This is a genomic window from Nocardia sp. NPDC050406 (assembly GCF_044459025.1).
In the GTDB taxonomy this organism is placed as follows: Bacteria; Actinomycetota; Actinomycetes; order Mycobacteriales; family Mycobacteriaceae; genus Nocardia.
In genome coordinates this window covers 1,204,118-1,221,598 of sequence record NZ_JBITIM010000002.1, presented here as the reverse complement: position 1 = coordinate 1,221,598, position 17,481 = coordinate 1,204,118, and the positions used below count along the sequence as shown (strand labels likewise).

The window sequence follows — 17,481 nt, the reverse complement described above, 5'->3', positions numbered from 1 at the left end:
CGGCGATAGTTGAAGGCGATGAGTACCGACAAGCCCGACCAGCCGACCACACCCGACCTGCGCCTCATCTCCATCGGGGTGGTCGCGGTCATTGCCGTCTCCGCCTGGGCGGCCATCGGCGCGAACAGCTTCGAAACCGCCTCCAGCAGCGCGCTGAGCTGGGTGCTCAGCAATTTCGACTGGCTGTTCGTGGTGTCGGCGGACGTGTTCCTGGTGCTGTGCGTGGTCATCGCGGTCAGCCGCTTCGGGCGCATTCGGCTCGGCGCCGACGACTCCGAACCCGAATTCAGCAATCTGGCCTGGATCGCCATGATGTTCAGCGCGGGCATGGGTATCGGCCTGATGTTCTACGGCGTCGGAGAACCCCTGCAGCACTTCGTCTCCCCGCCGCCGAGCACCGATATCGCACCGGAATCCACCGCCGCGGCGCGGACCGCGCTGCAATACTCGCTGTTCCACTGGACGCTGACGCCCTGGGCCATCTACGGCATGGTCGGCCTCGCGCTCGCCTACGCCGGATTCCGCAAGGGGCGCGGCAACCGCCTGTCGGCCACCTTCGTCCCGCTGCTCGGTGAGCGTCGAGCGCGCGGCTGGGCGGGTCAGTGCATCGATCTGCTCGCGGTGTTCGCCACGGTCTTCGGTACCGCCACGAGCCTCGGATTGGGCACGCTTCAGGTTGCCAAGGGTTTGCACCTGACGGCCGATGTTCCCGACACCATCACCGTGCAGTTGATCATCATCGTGGCGCTCGGCACGGCCTTCGTGGTCTCCGCGTTCTCCGGACTGCACAAGGGCGTGAAGTGGCTGTCGACGGTGAACATCGGTTTGGCGGCGCTGCTCATGGCGTTCGTCTTCGTGCTCGGACCGACCGTCTACATTCTCGACAGTCTGCCCGCCAGCATCGGCAACTACCTGTTCAATCTGCTGCCCATGGCCACCCGCACCAGCGCCTACGCCAATCCGGAGTGGCTCGGCGCGTGGACCATCTTCTACTGGGCGTGGTGGGTGTCGTGGGCCCCGTTCGTCGGCACCTTCATCGCGCGCATCTCGCGCGGGCGCACCATTCGCGAATTCCTGGTCGGCGTTCTGCTGGTCCCCAGCGGCGTGACCGCGGTGTGGTTCTGCATCATGGGCGGCAGCGCGATTCGGCTCTCCGCGACCGGGCGGGCCGACATCGCCCAGTACGCCTCCGATGCCGAGGCGTCGCTGTTCGGCATGCTCGACGCGCTGCCGCTGGGCGGCATCACCTCGTGGGTCTCCATGATTCTGGTCATGACCTACTTCGTGACCAGCGCCGACTCCGCCTCCCTGGTGATGGGGTCGCTGACCAGTCGTGGCGCGTTGCATCCGCCGTCCTGGCTGGTGGTCACCTGGGGTGTGCTCATGGCCGGTGTGGCCGCGGTGCTGCTCGTCGCGGGCGGCCTGAAATCCCTACAGACCGCGACCATCCTGGTGGCGCTGCCGTTCGTGCTGGTGATGCTGGCGCTGTGCTGGTCGCTCATCAAGGAGTTGCGGGAGGATCCGGGAGCCGGTCCCGCCCATCACCATCCGCTCTACGGTCTGCGAGACGCGGTGCGCGCCATGGTCGGCGAGGCCATCAGCGAGCGCGATACGGCCCGCAAGCGCGTTCCATCCGGTAGGCGCTGACGGTCTAGGAGGCGATTCTCTCCAGGGGATCCGCGGCGGGGTCCTCGCGCGCCAAATCCTCCTTGGCCAGGGCGAGCATGACCAGACCGGTATCGCGAATGATCTTGTCCAGGTCGTCGAGCAGGGCGGTGAGATCGCTGTCCATCGCCGTCCGCGACAGCGTGCTCAGACGTAGGCCCGTATCGAAAAGGTGACGAACCAGGCGATCGGCGTGGCTGACGGAATCCGGTGTGCCCGACGCGAAGAGGTGCGACGCCGAGGTCATCGTGGGCCTCCCAAGCAAGTAGGGACCGAGCCGCGCTACTGGACTCGAGAGAATCACATGATGCGGCGAGTGTACCGCTCGAAGCGCGACATGCGAATGGGCTACCGGTCCCCATCTTTCCGACGCCGCTGCCCGGGACGGTTGAAATGTGTTGTGCCAGGCTCGGCTCCGGTCGTCACGCGAATCAGGTCCGCGGCGACCGCGGCGACCTTCACATTGCGCCGTTGCGATGCCTGCCGCAGCGCCTCGAACGCCGCGTCGACACCGCATTTGCGCTGTGCCATCACGATTCCCAGCGCCTGATCGATCACCGTGCGGGAGGCCAGCGCGGCCTGGAGTTGCTCGGTCAGCTCCGCCTGCCGCCGCATGCGGGTCACCGCGTCCAACAGGACGGCCGCATGGGCCGCGGTCACCACGATGGACTGTTTGTCGCGTTCGCTGAACGCCTGGGGCTGTACGGAATAGACATTGAGCGACCCGACCGTCGCGTCCCGCACCAGCAGGGGTTCGGAGAGCACACAGCGAATCCCCTCGGCGAGCATCCGGGACGGGTAGCCGCCCCATCGGTGTTCCTCGATCAGGTCGGGAGACGTTACGGTGCGACCGGATTCGATGGCCTGTAGGCACGGCCCGAGACCGTGACTGTGCTGGAGTTCGTCGATCACTTGGGCGTGCGGACCACTCGACGCGATCGTCACCGGGTCCTCGTCGATATGCAATGTGACGGCCACCATCGGCTTGCCCGGCAGTATCTTCGCGGTGATGGCCACGGTGTCGTGCAGCGCCTGCTCCACCGTCGGGGTCGACAGCACCACCGCCGTCAGCTCGGCCAGCCCGGCCGCGAACGCCTCGACGCTATCGGACCCGTCCAGCATTCGCCTTCACCACCGTGAAGGCTCGCGGCGCTCTCCTCGAGCGCTCGCCCGTGGACCGGTTCATGCGAATGTTGTAACACCATGTGGTTTGGCGTGTGCGGCCTTCGGGAACACTCGATGTCAATCCTTTCCCAACAGTCGGCAGAACGATCCGTACCGAGGACGATCCGAGCACAATCGTGGATGTGGCAGCTATCGAATCACCGGAACGTCGCGATTTGCCCCCCGAGGTGTCGATGAAGTTGCTGTCGACGGTCCGGTTCGGGCGAGTTGTCTTCTCTCGTCACGCTTTACCGGTGATCCGGCCGGTGAACCATGTGGTGGACGGCGATCAGATCATCATCAGAACCGGTACCGGCACCACGCTGGCGAGCTTCCGCCAGGTGGTCGCCTATGAGGCCGATACGATCGACCATGACAGCCAGTTGGGCTGGTGCGTGATCGTCACCGGTACGGCCGAGAAGATCACCAGCGCCGACGATATCGACCGCTACCGTGCGCAATTCTCGCCACCTGAGGCGAGTTCGGGCGTGGACCTCGTGAGGATCACCGCCGATATCGTCACCGGCATCGAATACGCCGCCACGGATGGCGATCATTCCCCGCTGCTGGCCGATTGACGGGCTAGGCGGAGAAGGCTCTGGTGATTCCCCCGAGATCGAAATAGTCGCGCCAGACGCCGATGCGGCCGGTGTCGTCGATCTCGAAGTAGCCCATGACCGGCAGTTCCGCGCGACCGCCGTTGCGGCGGATGTAGTCGGTGCGCTCGTTCATCACCCGATTGCTCTCGGCCAACTGGTGGTGGATGACGAAGTCGATGCCGTCACAGATCTGCGGGATGGTCTTCAGGTAGCCGAGGATGGCCTCGCGCCCACGCAGTTCCGGCATCGGAATGTTGTGGTACACAGCGTCTTCGGCGAAGTAGGTGATCAACTGCTCCGGCTTCGGCTCGGCCCACAGGGCGCAGAATTCGGTGACGATGTCACTGGGGGTGGGCACGGTCGGCCTTTCGGGTCAGCACGGGGGCGACGAAGCGTTGCAGGAGTGCGCGTTCCTCGGCCTCGTCGCGGCCGGGCACGGTGAGCAGGGAGACGATAACGCGAGTTGTCCAGCGGGCCAGAGTGATTCGGTCCTCATCGTCGAGGGGCATATAGGAGGCCACCATGGCCTCGATCACCTGGGAGGACTGGCCGATCTCGAGGGCGAATCCGGCATCGGCGGGGCGGAACCAGGCGATGAGCAGCGGGTCCGCGCGCACCATGCGCAGGGCGGCGGCAATGAGCTCCACCAGGCGCTCACCCGGGTCGCTGATCGCGCTGGTCTCGGCGGCGACGGCCGCGCCCACCCGTCGCGCCTCGCGGTGCACGAAGGCCAGCCGGACGGCATGCAGGCTGTCGAAGTACCGGTACAGCGTGGCGCGGGAACATCCTGCCTCCCAAGCGATATCGACCATCTGGGTGGCGGCTACACCGCGCTCGGCGAACAGGCGGGCGGCGGCGTCGACAATGCGTTCGGCGGCCAGGGCGGCACGCTCGCCACCGAGCCAGTCGCTCACGCCGTCGCCCGGAACGGGACGCTCATGGGCCAGCGCACGTAATTGCCCTCGGAGTAGCGGACGCCGTCGATATCGACGGTGAAGTCCGGGCAGCGAGTGAGCAGCTCTTGGAGCGCCACGGTGGCCTGCATGCGGGCGGCCGCCGCGCCGAGGCAGTGGTGGTTGCCGTTGCCGAAGGTGAGAATCCCCCGAGGATTGCGGGTGACGTCGAGTTCGGCTGCGTCCGGGCCGAATTCGCGTTCGTCGTGATTGGCCGAGGCGTAGAGCAGCAGCACCCGGCGATCGGCCGGAATGGTCACGCCCTCGATCTCGACATCGCGGGTGGTGGTGCGCGCCAAGCCCTGTACGGGCGAGGTGAGGCGCAGGAATTCGTCGACCGAACCCGCGATGAGGCTCGGATCCTCCACCAGCCGACGACGTTCATCCGGATGCAGTGTCAGCAATTGCACTGCGCCACCCAGGTTTCCGGTCGTGGTGTCATTGCCGCCGGTGATCATGGTGAAGGCGAATCCGAGGATCTGGAGAATGCCCCCGAAGTCCCCGTCCGCGCCCAGACCCGAGGCGATGAGGTGCGAGACGGTGTCGTCGCCGGGTTCGCGGCGGCGGCGCTCGACGAGTTCGGTGAAGTAGCCCATGAGTTCACCGACCGCCTCTTTCGCCTGATGCACGCCGCCGGTGGCCGAGGCCTGCACAATCGCTTCGGACCAGGTGTCGAAACGCGGCCGATCCTCCTCCGGCACACCGAGATAATGCGCCACCACCATGGTGGGCAGCGGTTTGAACAACTCCGCCGCGATATCGCCCTCCCCCGCCGCGCGCAGCCGCTCGAGGCGTTCGACGACGAAAGCCCGTACCGCCGGTCGGATTTCATCCACCTGCCGCGGCGTGAACCCCTTCGCCACCCGCCTGCGGAAGACGGTGTGATCGGGTGCGTCGGTGAAGACGAACGGCCGGTTCTCGCCCATGTTCATGACGACGTCCAGCCCGTGATAGTCGACCGTCAAACCTTGTGCGGAAGAGAAGGTTTCGGCATCGCGCACCGCCTCGTACACGTCCTGATACCGGGAGAGCACGTAGTAGTCCTCGTCCTCGCGCCCCTCCGGAACCACATGGTGCACCGGATCGTGATCGCGCAGCGCCGCGTACATCGGCCAGGGGTCGCGCCACCCCTCGCCGGATCGGAGTTCGAAACGGGGCTTGTGAGACATTTTGACCTGCATATCGCTACGGTAAGACAGATTGGCTCATATGTCTAGAACGGGTTTCAGCAGCCTGCTTGCCGAAGGTGGTCCTGGGTAACCCGTCAGAGGACATGCCCAGCACAGCAGCCGTTGGGAGGAAGACATGAGCACAGACAAGGAAGCGAACAAGCCCGTCCCGCCCGCGTCGGACAACGCCGCCGACGTGGATTTGCCCTGGGCGCCACGCGATCGTGAATGGACCGGATACGAAGCGGAATCGCGCGCGCGAGAGTGGGCGCAGGGCGATCCACTGAAACTCGCCCGCATCTACCTCTATCGCGATCCCGATGGCGACCCGGCGACGGAGGCCGACTACAAATTCCCGGTGGCGGACATTATCGGCGGCGAGCCGAAACGCGTCCTACGAGCGGTCACCCACGCGGCGGGGCGGTTGAACCAGGCGCATATCTCAGAGAAGGATCGCGAGCGGGTCCGGAAACGGATCACCGAGCTCTATCACGACGCGGCGAAGGCGTTCGATGATCCATCCATCGAAGCTCCATGGGAGCAATGAGGGAGAAAAAGAAATTCCCCAGGGCATTCGCCCTGGGGAATTTTCTTGGGTGGAGCTAAGGGGACTCGAACCCCTGACCCCCACACTGCCAGTGTGGTGCGCTACCAGCTGCGCCATAGCCCCATGTTCGGTTGCGCCTGCGGCGTGTTCCCCGCTGGCCTGAACGAAGTTACACCACCGCTGTTCCACGAACCAAATCGCCTGGATAGATGGGTGACAATGGCGATCTTCGAGCGTAGGCTCGAACATATGTTCGACAGCAGGGAGGTCCAGGTGATGGGTGACGAAGAGCTGGTCGACGCGCTGCGGCGGGCACATGGTGCGGCTGCGTTTGCCCAGGCGGCGGAAATCACAGCCGTGCGCGAGCTGTATCGAAGGCATCGGGCGGGCAATGCCGCGCCCGGGCCCGGCGGGGTGCGGGCCGGGGAGTTCGCGGCGGCCGAGATCGCGGTGGCGGTGCAGGTGTCGGAGAATGTGGCGGCCGCGCTCATCGATATCGGGCTGGCGCTCGACGAACTGCCGCAGACGCAGCTGGCCTTCGCCGCGGGGCGCATCGACCTGGCGCGCGTGCAGGTGATCACGGAGACCACCCGCGGGCTATCGCGTGAGGTGCGAGAAGCCGTGGAGCCCAACCTCATCGACGCCGCCACCCGTTCCGATCCGGCCCGACTACGCCAGACGGCCCGGCGCTGGGTGGCTCGCGTCGACCCCGACGGTGAACGTGAACGTCGGGAAGCGCGGGAACAGGATCGCGATATCCGCATCCGCTCCGTCCAAGACGGGATGGCGGTGTTCGACGGCCTCCTCCCCGCGGTCGGAGCTCAAACCGTCGCCAACCGCCTCCGCGAACTGGCCATGCAGGTCTGCCCCGAAGACCCCCGTCCGATGCCGCAGCGTCGAGCCGACGCGCTGGTTGCGCTGGCCGACGGCTCGAACCGCCTCACCTGCCATTGCGGCCGCGGTTCCCGCTGCCCCCAATCCCGCCGCGAATCCGGTCAGACCCGCAGGACAGATTCCGAGGAAATCTTTGTCGATGCCGAACAATCCGGAGCCGAACGGATACCTTTCGGTACCGGCCGAGTCCCCGCCGACGCCGACCAGACTCGTGCTGCGGCCGACCACGCCTACGACGACGCCGAGGGAACTGGTGCTGGTGCCGAACAGTCTCGCGGTGAGGTCGGGAGGGCTCGCGGCGGTGCCGGATCAGGGTGGCCAGGCATCCCAACGGCCGGTTCTGACCGCGGCGCGGCGCACGGGGCGCACGCGGAAGCTCCGCGCGGCGGCGACGATTCGGCGCGGCCGCGTGAATCCGTGGCGGCCCGTGCCGAGTCGGCGGTGTCGCGGCAGCCGCTGATTCAGGTGGGGGTTTCGGCCGAGACGCTCGCCGGGATCCGCAATGATCCGGGACTGCTGGCCGGATATGGGCCGATCGATGGGGCGCTGGTTCGAGCCCTCGCCGCGCACGCGCGGATCGAGGTGGTGGCCGAGCCTCCGAATCCCCCTGCGGGGCAACGCCATCCGTCGTCGCAGCATCCCGAGGAGGTCCGGGCCGTCGACGGCCTGTGCCGGTTTCCCGGATGCCCCATGCCCGCCGTCGACGCCCAACTCGCCTACATCGAAGCGGCGAACCCCCGCCCGCGGCTCCCGGGTATGGCGCACGTGGCTGCGCTGTGCACCCGCCACCACCGCCTGAAAATGTTGGCCGACAGAGGATCCCAGGCGTGGCGCATCCGCCGCCCCGACACCGACCGCATCGACTGGACCGACCCCTCCGGCGAAACCCACACCACCACCCGCGAAGGGGCCCGCTACCTCTTCCCCCACACCGACACCGAAGCCCCCCACCTCCCACCGACCCCCTACGAACGCGTAACCCTCCAACCCCCCAAACCCACCCGCCCACACCCGTCCAACCTCACCTACCCCTTGGACAACCACCCCCTAATCCACCCCCAACTCTCCCGCTGCACCCCGGACAACGACATCCCGGATCCCCTCCCCCTCCAAGCGGCCGAGTAACCGTGCTTCGCGCGCCCGAAAGACGAGGGCGGGCGCGCACCCCCGGTTGGGCGGCCATCCGGATCTCTCCCGCTCCAAGCCGCCGGGTAACCCCCTGCCTCACGCGCCCGAAGACGGGGGCGGGCGCGCACCCCGGTTGGGCAGCCATCCCGATCCTCTCCCGCTCCAAGCCGCCGAGTAACCCCCTGCCTCACGCGCCCGAAGACGAGGGCGGGCGCGCACCGCAGGTCATACGCCGCGGATGAAATCCTCCGCGCACGCTACTCGCGACGCTCGCCGAGCTTCGACGCGTACAGACCCGTGAGATCGATTCCGGCGGGTTAAGGCGGCATCCCTTCCTCTGCCGCTCCAAGCCGCCGAGTAACCCCTGCCTCACGCGCCCGAAAGACGAGGGCGGGCGCGTGTCCCGGGTTGGGGCGACCATCCTGGGTCGCCCCAACCACCAGTTCCCAGGCAAGGCGTAGAAGCCACACCTACTGGACCGAAGAAGCCGCACCCACCTTGGTGGACAACCGATCAGGGGGAAATGGTGGCGGCAACGGCCAAGACCAGTCCGCCACCACTTCCCCCTCGTGATCCACGGGCCGCACCTGGGCCGCAACGGTGGACCATGATCACCAGGTACTGGTGGCGGCAAAGCCCGAGAGAACCCCACCACCAGTACCTGGTCGGCGCATAGTCATCGCCAGGCGTTCCGAGAGTGCGGGCTACCTGGTGGGAGCCCGCACTGGTTCAGGGGGTGCCGGATTACTTGGCGGCGGTCAGGACCCATTCCTGGTCGTTCCAGTCGATCTTGTTGCCGTTGATGAAGACCGACGGGGTGGCTACCTTGCCGTCGTTGGCGGCTTTGAGGGCGGTGAGGGCGGCTTCGGCGTGGTTGCCCGCGGATTCGAGGCGAGCGCCCGTGGTGATGCACTGGGCGACGTCGGCGGGGGCACCGGCGGCGGTGGCTATGGCGGCGAGGTCGGTGTTGCTCAGGTCGCCGCTGCCTTCGGTGGGCTGCTTGGTGGTGAAGAGCTGTTCGTGGAATTTGGAGTAGACGACGCCGTCGCCGTTCTGGGCGACGCATTCGTTCGCGGCGATGGCGCGCGTCGAGTAGTCCTTGCTGTCGGACTGCTCATCGAGGAAATTGACCAGGCGGTAGCGCACCGCGATCTTGCCCTCGTCGAGCTGCTGCGCGATCTCCTGCCCGTAGATGCGCTCCAGCGACCCGCAGGCGGGGCAGATCGGATCCTCGTACAGCTCCACGGTTTTGGTGACACCGGGCTTGCCGAGCACGATCGCGCCATCGGAGTCGAGCGCGACCGACACCGCCGGATCGTGCGCCGCGCCGTACCCGTCATTACGAATCTCGCCGTCGCCACTGTTCCACCGGAAGAGTGCGAACACGATCAGCGCGACCACCACCACGGCCACGCCGCCGAGCGCGTACGTCGTCTTGTTCGACACCGGCCGAGGAGTGTAGTTCGAAGTCGGTTTGCTCACAGCCCCCACTCTGCCCCAAACCCCACCCCCCGTGACACGCACCCCGAGATCACAAGCGCCCAGACACATCCACCCAAACCCACCCGCACAGAACCGCGCGATGACTACCCCTATCCCCGCCTGCCACGCCCGCCCCTCCCCCGGCCAGCCACGGCTGCCCCTCACTCAGGCCGCAGCAACTACCTCCTCCCCGGCCCGGCCCGTAATGGCTGCCCACCTTTCTGGTGCCCGGTTTCTCCCCAGCCCGCAGTAGCTGCGGTGACTGCCTTACTCCTAGCCCGGCGACTGCCTCTCAACGCCCGCAGTGACCGCGGGCCCGAGTTCCACGCAAGGCGGTCAGGATTCGCGTTCCGCCGGGCCGGGCGTGACCACGCTGACGGGCTTGCCCGCCAATGGTTCCGGTACTACCAGCCACGCCACTGCCGCTGAGGCGAGCAGGACCCCTGTGATGCCGAGGGCATAACCGTAGGAGAGGTGTTCGGCGAGTAGGCCTACCACATAGGGGCCGAGGACGGTGCCGAGGTCGCCTGCCATTTGGAAGCCTGCGAGGACGGGGCCGCCGCGGCGGCCGGTGCCGACTATGTCGGCTACGGCTGCCTGTTGGGCGGGGGTGAACATGCCGGAGCCGACGCCTGCGATGAAGGAGGCTATGAGGAGCCAGGTGAGGTTGGGGGCTATGCCGAGGACGCCGGTGCCGAGGGCGCAGATGAGGGTTCCGGATATCAGGAAGGGTTTGCGGCCTAGGCGGTCGGACCAGCGGCCGGAGAGGAACAGGACGGTGGCGTTGCCTGCGGCGAAGACCGTGAGGGCCACACCGGCGAGGGCTGCCTCGTAGCGCAGGACTTCGACCACGAGCAGCGGCACCAGGGCCATGCGTACGCCGAAGACTGCCGCGCCATTGCCGAAGTTGGACCACAGCACCGCCCGGTACTCGGGCTTGGCGAGCGCTTGGCGGAAGGTCATGACGGGTGTTTCGCCGTGCACCTCCGGCAACGCGAGGGGCGAATCCTTCAGCGCCGCATAGACGATGAAGCTCGCTACCAGCAGGGCGAGGGCGTAGATGATGAACGGCGCCCGCAACCCCAGCCCGGCGAGCGCGCCGCCGACCAGCGGTCCGCTGATCGAACCGATCAGGAAGCTGGTCGAGTACACCCCGGATACCCGCCCCCGCTCGGTGGGCGGCGACATGCGGATCACCAATGCCAGCGAGGACACCGTGAACATGGTGGACCCCACCCCGCCGAGCGACCGCAATACCAGCAGCTGCCAATAGGTTTGCGCGAACGCGCACGCCCCCGTCGACACCGCCACGATCAACAGCCCGCCCAGATAGACCGGCCGCTCCCCCAGCTTCTGCACCAGCCGCCCGCTCATGGGCGCGAAGAGCAAGCGCATCAACGCGAACGCGCTGACGATCGCCGAGGCCGCCGCGACCCCCACCCCGAACCCGCGCGCGTACTGCGGCAGCGCCGGTGCGACGAGCCCGAATCCGATGGCGATGGTGAACGCCGCCCCGACCAGCACCCAGATCTCGACCGGCAAAGCGGCGCCTGATCTCCCCCGCTTCATTGCGATGGATCTGTTCACTCCGATAGCGCCGTTCGCACCAATTCCTCGGCGGCCGCCTGCACCTGGGTCAGATGCTCGGGGCCCTCGAACGATTCGGCGTAGATCTTGTACTTGTCCTCGGTGCCGGAGGGCCGGGCCGCGAACCACGCGTTCTCGGTGGTGACCTTCACCCCGCCCAGGGCCGCGCCATTGCCGCGCGCTCGGGTCTGAACGCCGGTGACGCGTTCCCCGGCGATCTCGGTCGCTGTGATCATGTCCGGCGTCAACGCCGCGAGCTTCGCTTTCTGTTCCACGGTGGCGTCGGCGTCGGTGCGCGCGTAGGCCGGGGCTCCGTAGCGCTTCTCCAACTCCGAGTACCGCGTGGATGGACTCTGCCCGGTGACCGCGGTGATCTCGGCGGCCAGCAGCGCCAGCAGGATCCCGTCCTTGTCGGTGGTCCACACCGTGCCGTCACTGCGCAGGAACGACGCGCCCGCGCTCTCCTCGCCGCCGAAAGCCAGACTGCCGCTGAACAATCCGGGCACGAACCATTTGAACCCGACCGGCACCTCGTACACGTCGCGCCCGAGCACCCGCACCACCCGGTCGATCATCCCGGAGGTGACCACCGTCTTACCGATCTTGGTCAGCGCGTCCCACCCCATCCGGTTGGCGATCAGGTATTCGATCGCCACCGCCAGATAGTGGTTCGGATTCATCAGTCCCGCATCGGGTGTCACGATCCCGTGCCGATCGGCATCGGCGTCGTTGCCCGTGGAGATGTCGTAGTCGTCGCGAATCGACACCAGCGACGCCATGGCGTAGCGCGACGACGGATCCATCCGAATCCGCCCGTCGGCATCGAGGGTCATGAACCGCCAGGTCGGGTCGACAAACGGATTCACCACCTCGAGTTCGAGGTCGTAGCGCTGCCCGATCTCCTCCCAGTAGTCCACGCTCGCCCCACCCATGGGGTCGGCCCCGAGCCGGATCCCGGCACCGCGAATCGCGTCCAGGTTCAACACATTCGGCAGATCGGTGATGTAGCGGTCCAGATAGTCGTAGCGCTCCACCTTGGTGGCCAGCGCATGCGAGAGCGTGGTGCGCTTGACCTCCATCAGACCGTTGCGCAGCAGCTCGTTGGCGCGCGCGGCGATGGCATCGGTGGCCACCGTATCGGCCGGACCACCGTGCGGCGGATTGTATTTGAACCCGCCGTCGCGCGGCGGATTGTGCGAGGGCGTCACCACGATGCCGTCGGCCTGATGCCGCGTCCCGCCCCGATTGTGGCGCAGCACCGCGTGGCTCAGCGCCGGGGTGGGCGTGTACCGGTCGCGCGAATCCACAATGGCGGTCACATCATTGGCGGCGAGCACCTCGATGGCGGTGGTCCACGCGGGTTCGGACAGCGCGTGCGTATCGCGGGCCAGATACACCGGCCCGGTGATCCCGCGGGTGGCGCGATACTCCACGATCGCCTGCGTGATGGCGAGGATATGCGCCTCGTTGAAGGCGTTGTCGAGGCTCGAGCCGCGATGCCCGGAGGTGCCGAAGGCAACCAGCTGCGCCGGATCCGAGGGATCCGGGATACGGCTGTAGTAGGCCGTCACCAGATGCGCGACGTCCACGAGATCCGTGGCCCGGGCCGGACGACCGGCACGATCGTGAGCCATGGGGAGACCTCCCTTCCGAATCGCCTGGGACCGGCTCGTCATGAGCATCATGGCCACACCTGCGCTGTGTTCGAGAACGACTGCGCCGCCGATACTCCGATGAAAGCCGCGGCCAGACTTGCCGCAACGCCGATCACGACGTTCGCCACCGCATAGCTGTAAGCGCCCTCCTCAGCCAATCGAACCGTCTCGTATCCGAACGTACTGAACGTGGTCAGCGCACCGCAGAAGCCCGTTCCCGCGGCAGCGAGCAGCCAATGGTTTGCTCCGGCTCCGATCAGCGCGCCCAAGATCGCCGACCCGGTCACGTTCACCAGCAATGTGCCCAGTGGGAAGACACTAGCGAATCGACGGGCCATCGCGCGATCCGCGAGGTAGCGAACGGGTGCGCCGACCATACCGCCGAGCGCCACGAGCAGCACTGTCACGAGGGCTCCCCCCGCCCGACGGGGCGTACCCATCCGATATCCCGGGCGTGCCGCGCGATCTCGGTCGAATCACTCATCGCCTGCCCCCAATCCTCGTGCCGATCCGGTCACCCATCGCGTCACGCCCACCCCCAGCACGACCGCGCCCAACGACGCCACCACGGTTCCCCCGACGTATCCGAGCGCGGTCTGCGCCCGGCCCGATTCGAGCAGTGTACGAACTTCCACGGCAAAGGTGGAGAAGGTGGTGAACCCCCCGAGCAGACCGATGCCGAGAAAGGGTCGCGTCAGCCGGTGCACCGTCCACACCTCGGTGACGCACACCATGAGCACCCCGATGCAGAAACAGCCGATGACGTTGACCGCCAACGTCTGCCACGGGATATCGCCGCGCTGCGGCAGCCACACGCTCACGCCGTAGCGCAGGATCGCCCCCACCGCGCCGCCGAGGGCGATGGCCAGGAGGACCGGCGCTTCGGAGCGTGTGAACACCGGCCCTCCCACCCTCGTTTGCCAATTCGTTGCTATTCGGCGTGTTGCTGAGCCGAAACGACACCTCGGAACTGGAAGGATAGTGCCGCCATCCCAGCGTTGTCCCATCGGCCTCGAGGAGCCAAGTTGGCGGTACGGCAGTCTCTCAGAGGGTTGCTGGTCCGGAGCTCTGTATTCGCCGCGGCAGTGGCGACGGCTCTGGCAAGCGGCCTGAACGCAATTCCGGCCGCGCACGGGGCCATCTATCCGATTCCCGATCCGGACGGGTTCTACGCGCCCCCAGGCAATCTCGGTGATTACGCGCCCGGCGATGTCATCAACAGCCGCGTGGTGCCCGCCCCTGGATTCCCGGGCGCCACGGTCTGGCAGTTGCTGTTCCGCTCCACCAATTCCGCGGCCGCCCCGATCGCCGCGGTGACCACCCTGATCGTGCCGCCCGGCGGCGGCGCGCGACCGCTGGTCTCGTATCAGCCGTTCGTGAATTCCCTGGGCCTGCAATGCGCTCCGTCGCACAGCCTGTTCGACGGCACCCTGCAGGAGGCCCCCGCGCTGAACCTGCTGCTGGCCCGCGGCTGGGCGGTGGCGGTCCCCGACCATCTGGGTCCGACCAGCGCGTACGGCGCGGCCCGCATGGGCGGACAGATCACCCTCGACGGCATCCGGGCCGCGAAGCGTTTCGCGCCCGCCGGATTGGGCGGCTCCCCCGTGGGCCTGGCCGGGTACTCCGGCGGCGCGATGTCGACCGGCTTCGCGGCGGTGCTCGCGCCCGAGTACGCGCCCGAACTCCCCCTGGTCGGCGTGGCCATGGGCGGTGTCCCGGTGAATCCGGGCAAGCTGGCCCTGCAGGTCGGCAACACCCCGCATCCGCTCTTCGGCCTCGGCTTCGCGGTCGCGGTCGGACTGGAGCGCGAGTACCCGGGCCAGATGGATCTGGACGACGGTCTCAGCCCCGCCGGTTTCGCGCTGCGCTCGCAGATCGCGAATGCCTGTGTGCAGGAGATCATCAACGCGGGCGCGGGTCACAGCATCGGCGAGATGTTCCGTCCCGGAATGGAAGCCGACGCCACCAATATCCGGATCCTGCACGACAACAGCCTGGAGATCCATCCGGGCGTGCCGAGGGTGCCCGTCTACCAGTGGCACGGCGGAAGCGACCAGGTGCCATTGGATCTCGCGCAGCGCACCGCGGGCCGCTACTGCGCCTCGGGCGCGCGGGTGCAGTTCGACGTGATCCCGGGCGCGGACCACGGCACCGCGATCTTCCCGGGCGCGGCCAATGCCGCCGGATATCTCTCGGATCGCTTCGCGGGCATCCCCGCCCCGTCCAACTGCTGAGACAGCACAAACAAGCGCCCCGTCCGCGACAGCGGACGGGGCGCTCGGCTCTCTTCAGTCAGCGTGGCGAAACTCAGTGCGCCAGCACCGGTTCCCCCTCGGCCGGAGCCGGAACCGTATTCGGCAGCAGCAGGGCCACCACGATCGCGCCCACCACGAAGATGCCCGCCGCCCACCAGAAGGTGGTGATGTAGCTCTCGATCGCGGCCTTGGCCATGGTGACCGGCGCCGTCGGGTCGTGCTCGGCGACGTAGTCCGAGAACGCGCTGGCGGCCAGGGTGCTCAGCAGCGCGGTGCCGATGGAGCCGCCCACCTGCTGGCTGGTGTTCACCATGGCGGAGGCGACACCGGCGTCGGTGTGCTCCACGCCCGCCGTCGAACCCTGGAAGGCGATGGACATCGCGGTACCGCCACCCAGGCCCATGAGGATCAGGCTGGGCAGGATGTGGGTGACGTACGAGGTGTCCAGGTCGATGCGGGTCAGCAACGCCATGCCGAGCGCCTCGAGCAGGAAGCCCACGGCCACCGCGACTTTCGGCCCCACCTTGGGCATGACCAGCGACGGCACCGTGGTGGAGGAGATCACCATGCCCGCCACCATGGGCAGGAAGGCCACGCCGGTGATGATCGGCGTGTATCCGAGCGTCTGCTGCATGTAGTAGGTGAGGAACAGGAACATCGCGAACATGCCGATACCGATGGCGAAGACCGCGAAGTAGGAGCCCGCCCGGGTGCGGTCGGTCAGAATCCGCAAGGGCAGCAAGGGATTGGCCACCCGCGCTTCGATGGCCACGAAGGCCGCCAGCAACACCACGCCGCCGATGAGGAAGGCCAGTGTCACCGAATCGGTCCAGCCGTCGGATTCGGCGTGCGAGAAGCCGTAGACGATGCCGAACAGCGCGGCGGTCACCGTAATCGTGCCGGGCACATCGAGTTTCGGCCGGTCGGTGCTGACGTGCTTGGCCAGCAGCAGTACCGCGCCGACCAGTGCGACGGCCGCGAAGACCAGGTTCACGTACATGACCCAGCGCCACGACGCCCACTCGGTGAGCGCGCCGCCGAGCAGCAGGCCGAGCGCGCCGCCCGCGCCCGCCACGGCGCCGAAGATGCCGAAAGCCTTTGCGCGCTCGGAAGGTTCGGTGAAGGTAACGGTCAGCAGCGACAGGGCCGCCGGTGCCAGCAGCGCGCCGAATACGCCCTGCGCGACGCGGGAGGCGACGAGCACCTCGAAGTTGGCCGCCGCGCCGCCGACGGCCGAGGCCACCGCGAAGCCGACGAGTCCGGCGATGAAGGTGGTGCGCCGCCCGAACAGATCCGAGAGGCGTCCGCCGAGCAGCAGCAGGCTGCCGAAGGCGAGCGCGTAGCCGGTGATGACCCATTGCCGGTCGGCATTGGAGAAGCCCAGATCGGCCTGGGCCTCGGGCAGTGCGATGTTCACGACGGTCGCGTCGAGCACGACCATGAGCTGTGCGACGCCCAGTACCGCGAGCACCCACCAGCGCATCGCGTGCGAGCCGCGGCGGCCGGTCGGCGGCGCGGCCTTGGCTATGTCGACTGTGGTTGTCATAGGTGATTCCTTGTCCCGTACGCTGAGTGGAGGAGCCCCCTCCGGTTTTCTGTGAAGTTACCAGCAAAACGGAGAGAAGTCCTCCACTTAATCCCGGAGCTTGATAATATGGCGGTGTGAATCACGCCACTGTCTCCGACGAACCAGCTATCGCCGCAGGTCAACCGCCTCGCCGTCTGCGCGCCGACGCCGCCCGCAATCAGCAGCGCATCATCGCGGCCGCGCGTGAGCTGTTCGCCGAGCACGGTCTCGAGATCACCCTCGACGATGTCGCCGACAAGGCGGGCGTCGGCGTCGGCACCGTCTACCGCCGCTTCGCCAACAAGCAGGAGCTCATCTCCGAGGTCTTCGACCAGAATGTCGAGGCCTTCGGCCAGGCCATCGACGCGGCGCTGCAGCAGTCGGACCCCTGGCAGGGCCTGTCCGATGTGTTCGAGTACGCCTGCCAGCACATGGCCACCAATCGCGGCCTCGCCGAGGTGCTGCTCGAAATGCGCGACAGCATGGAGCGTTTCGCGTGTATGCGCGACCGCATTCGCCCCGGCATGCACGAGGTGGTGCAGCGCGCCAAGGACGCGGGCGTACTGCAGCCGGAGATCGAGCCGGGCGATCTGTTCGCCATGGTGAATATGGTCGACGCCGTCGCGGGCTTCGCGCGTCCGGTCAATCCGGAGGTCTGGCGACGCTATATGGCGCTGATCCTCAATGGCGTGCGCGGCGATTCGGTACCCCGGCTGCCCCTGACCATCGCACCGCTGACCGAGGACGAGGTCGAACGCGCCAAATCGGCCATATGGGAGTGCCGCAAACGGTAGCGCCGATCACACCGGGCGGTTT

General features: G+C 67.3%; 17 protein-coding genes and 1 tRNA gene. 6 read left to right on the top strand and 12 right to left on the bottom strand.

Features of this window, described 5'->3' with window-relative positions:
• The first annotated feature begins 18 nt into the window (after window positions 1-18).
• A complete protein-coding gene (locus ACIBH2_RS18820; RefSeq protein WP_397119006.1) occupies window positions 19-1,647 on the top strand; it encodes a BCCT family transporter in 1,629 nt (542 codons plus the stop codon).
• A 4-nt stretch (window positions 1,648-1,651) separates the two neighbouring features.
• Here the strand turns inward: ACIBH2_RS18820 and ACIBH2_RS18815 are convergent, their stop codons facing one another.
• Both ACIBH2_RS18815 and ACIBH2_RS18810 read right to left on the bottom strand, forming a co-directional pair.
• Window positions 1,652-1,912 carry a hypothetical protein gene (locus tag ACIBH2_RS18815; protein ID WP_397119004.1) on the bottom strand — a complete coding sequence of 87 codons (261 nt, stop codon included), beginning with the start codon at window positions 1,910-1,912 and terminating at the stop codon, window positions 1,652-1,654.
• Between the two features lie 101 nt (window positions 1,913-2,013).
• Window positions 2,014-2,787, bottom strand: coding sequence for a GAF and ANTAR domain-containing protein (locus ACIBH2_RS18810; RefSeq protein WP_397119002.1), 774 nt, complete (start codon window positions 2,785-2,787; stop codon window positions 2,014-2,016).
• 185 nt (window positions 2,788-2,972) lie between these two features.
• Here ACIBH2_RS18810 and ACIBH2_RS18805 point away from each other — a divergent pair, with 185 nt between their 5' ends.
• Entirely contained in the window at window positions 2,973-3,407 is a 435-nt protein-coding gene (locus tag ACIBH2_RS18805; protein ID WP_397119000.1) for a pyridoxamine 5'-phosphate oxidase family protein, read from the top strand.
• Between the two features lie 4 nt (window positions 3,408-3,411).
• On the opposite strand, the gene ACIBH2_RS18800 is transcribed toward ACIBH2_RS18805, so the two are convergent.
• Genes ACIBH2_RS18800 through ACIBH2_RS18790 form a run of 3 tightly spaced genes read right to left on the bottom strand, consistent with a single transcriptional unit; the run spans window position 3,412 to window position 5,562 of the window.
• Window positions 3,412-3,786 (bottom strand): nuclear transport factor 2 family protein, encoded by a 375-nt coding sequence (locus ACIBH2_RS18800; protein ID WP_397118998.1) that lies wholly within the window; start codon window positions 3,784-3,786, stop codon window positions 3,412-3,414.
• Window positions 3,770-4,342, bottom strand: a complete 573-nt coding sequence (locus ACIBH2_RS18795; protein WP_397118996.1) for a TetR/AcrR family transcriptional regulator — start codon at window positions 4,340-4,342, stop codon at window positions 3,770-3,772. The genes ACIBH2_RS18800 and ACIBH2_RS18795 overlap by 17 nt, the downstream gene beginning before the upstream one ends.
• Window positions 4,339-5,562, bottom strand: a complete 1,224-nt coding sequence (locus ACIBH2_RS18790; RefSeq protein WP_397118994.1) for a cytochrome P450 — start codon at window positions 5,560-5,562, stop codon at window positions 4,339-4,341. Before ACIBH2_RS18790 ends, ACIBH2_RS18795 begins: the two co-directional genes overlap by 4 nt.
• 124 nt (window positions 5,563-5,686) lie before the next feature.
• Between ACIBH2_RS18790 and ACIBH2_RS18785 the strand changes: the two genes are divergently transcribed.
• Window positions 5,687-6,097 (top strand): hypothetical protein, encoded by a 411-nt coding sequence (locus tag ACIBH2_RS18785; RefSeq protein WP_397118992.1) that lies wholly within the window; start codon window positions 5,687-5,689, stop codon window positions 6,095-6,097.
• A gap of 50 nt (window positions 6,098-6,147) precedes the next feature.
• Here ACIBH2_RS18785 and ACIBH2_RS18780 read toward each other — a convergent pair.
• A tRNA-Ala gene (locus tag ACIBH2_RS18780) sits at window positions 6,148-6,220 on the bottom strand.
• Window positions 6,221-6,346: 126 nt separating this feature from the next.
• Here ACIBH2_RS18780 and ACIBH2_RS18775 point away from each other — a divergent pair.
• Window positions 6,347-8,116: a DUF222 domain-containing protein gene (locus ACIBH2_RS18775; protein WP_397118990.1), complete on the top strand. Its 1,770-nt coding sequence runs from the start codon at window positions 6,347-6,349 to the stop codon at window positions 8,114-8,116.
• A 747-nt stretch (window positions 8,117-8,863) separates the two neighbouring features.
• Here ACIBH2_RS18775 and ACIBH2_RS18770 read toward each other — a convergent pair.
• The 5 genes from ACIBH2_RS18770 to crcB (ACIBH2_RS18750) form a co-directional block, all read right to left on the bottom strand.
• Window positions 8,864-9,565, bottom strand: coding sequence for a DsbA family protein (locus ACIBH2_RS18770; protein WP_397118988.1), 702 nt, complete (start codon window positions 9,563-9,565; stop codon window positions 8,864-8,866).
• Window positions 9,566-9,937: 372 nt separating this feature from the next.
• On the bottom strand, window positions 9,938-11,170 hold the full coding sequence (locus tag ACIBH2_RS18765) for an MFS transporter (RefSeq protein ID WP_397118986.1): 1,233 nt from the start codon (window positions 11,168-11,170) through the stop codon (window positions 9,938-9,940).
• 14 nt (window positions 11,171-11,184) lie between these two features.
• Window positions 11,185-12,822, bottom strand: a complete 1,638-nt coding sequence (gene pgm, locus ACIBH2_RS18760) for a phosphoglucomutase (alpha-D-glucose-1,6-bisphosphate-dependent) (RefSeq protein ID WP_397118984.1) — start codon at window positions 12,820-12,822, stop codon at window positions 11,185-11,187.
• 47 nt (window positions 12,823-12,869) lie between these two features.
• Window positions 12,870-13,250, bottom strand: a complete 381-nt coding sequence (gene crcB / locus ACIBH2_RS18755; RefSeq protein WP_397118982.1) for a fluoride efflux transporter CrcB — start codon at window positions 13,248-13,250, stop codon at window positions 12,870-12,872.
• A 69-nt stretch (window positions 13,251-13,319) separates the two neighbouring features.
• Window positions 13,320-13,742 carry a fluoride efflux transporter CrcB gene (gene crcB / locus ACIBH2_RS18750; RefSeq protein ID WP_397118980.1) on the bottom strand — a complete coding sequence of 141 codons (423 nt, stop codon included), beginning with the start codon at window positions 13,740-13,742 and terminating at the stop codon, window positions 13,320-13,322.
• Between the two features lie 186 nt (window positions 13,743-13,928).
• Here crcB (ACIBH2_RS18750) and ACIBH2_RS18745 point away from each other — a divergent pair, with 186 nt between their 5' ends.
• Window positions 13,929-15,077 carry a lipase family protein gene (locus ACIBH2_RS18745; protein WP_397118978.1) on the top strand — a complete coding sequence of 383 codons (1,149 nt, stop codon included), beginning with the start codon at window positions 13,929-13,931 and terminating at the stop codon, window positions 15,075-15,077.
• 73 nt (window positions 15,078-15,150) lie between these two features.
• Here the strand turns inward: ACIBH2_RS18745 and ACIBH2_RS18740 are convergent, their stop codons facing one another.
• Window positions 15,151-16,644, bottom strand: a complete 1,494-nt coding sequence (locus ACIBH2_RS18740) for an MFS transporter (protein ID WP_397118976.1) — start codon at window positions 16,642-16,644, stop codon at window positions 15,151-15,153.
• 116 nt (window positions 16,645-16,760) lie between these two features.
• Here ACIBH2_RS18740 and ACIBH2_RS18735 point away from each other — a divergent pair, with 116 nt between their 5' ends.
• Window positions 16,761-17,459: a TetR/AcrR family transcriptional regulator gene (locus tag ACIBH2_RS18735; protein ID WP_397118974.1), complete on the top strand. Its 699-nt coding sequence runs from the start codon at window positions 16,761-16,763 to the stop codon at window positions 17,457-17,459.
• Window positions 17,460-17,481: the final 22 nt, after the last annotated feature.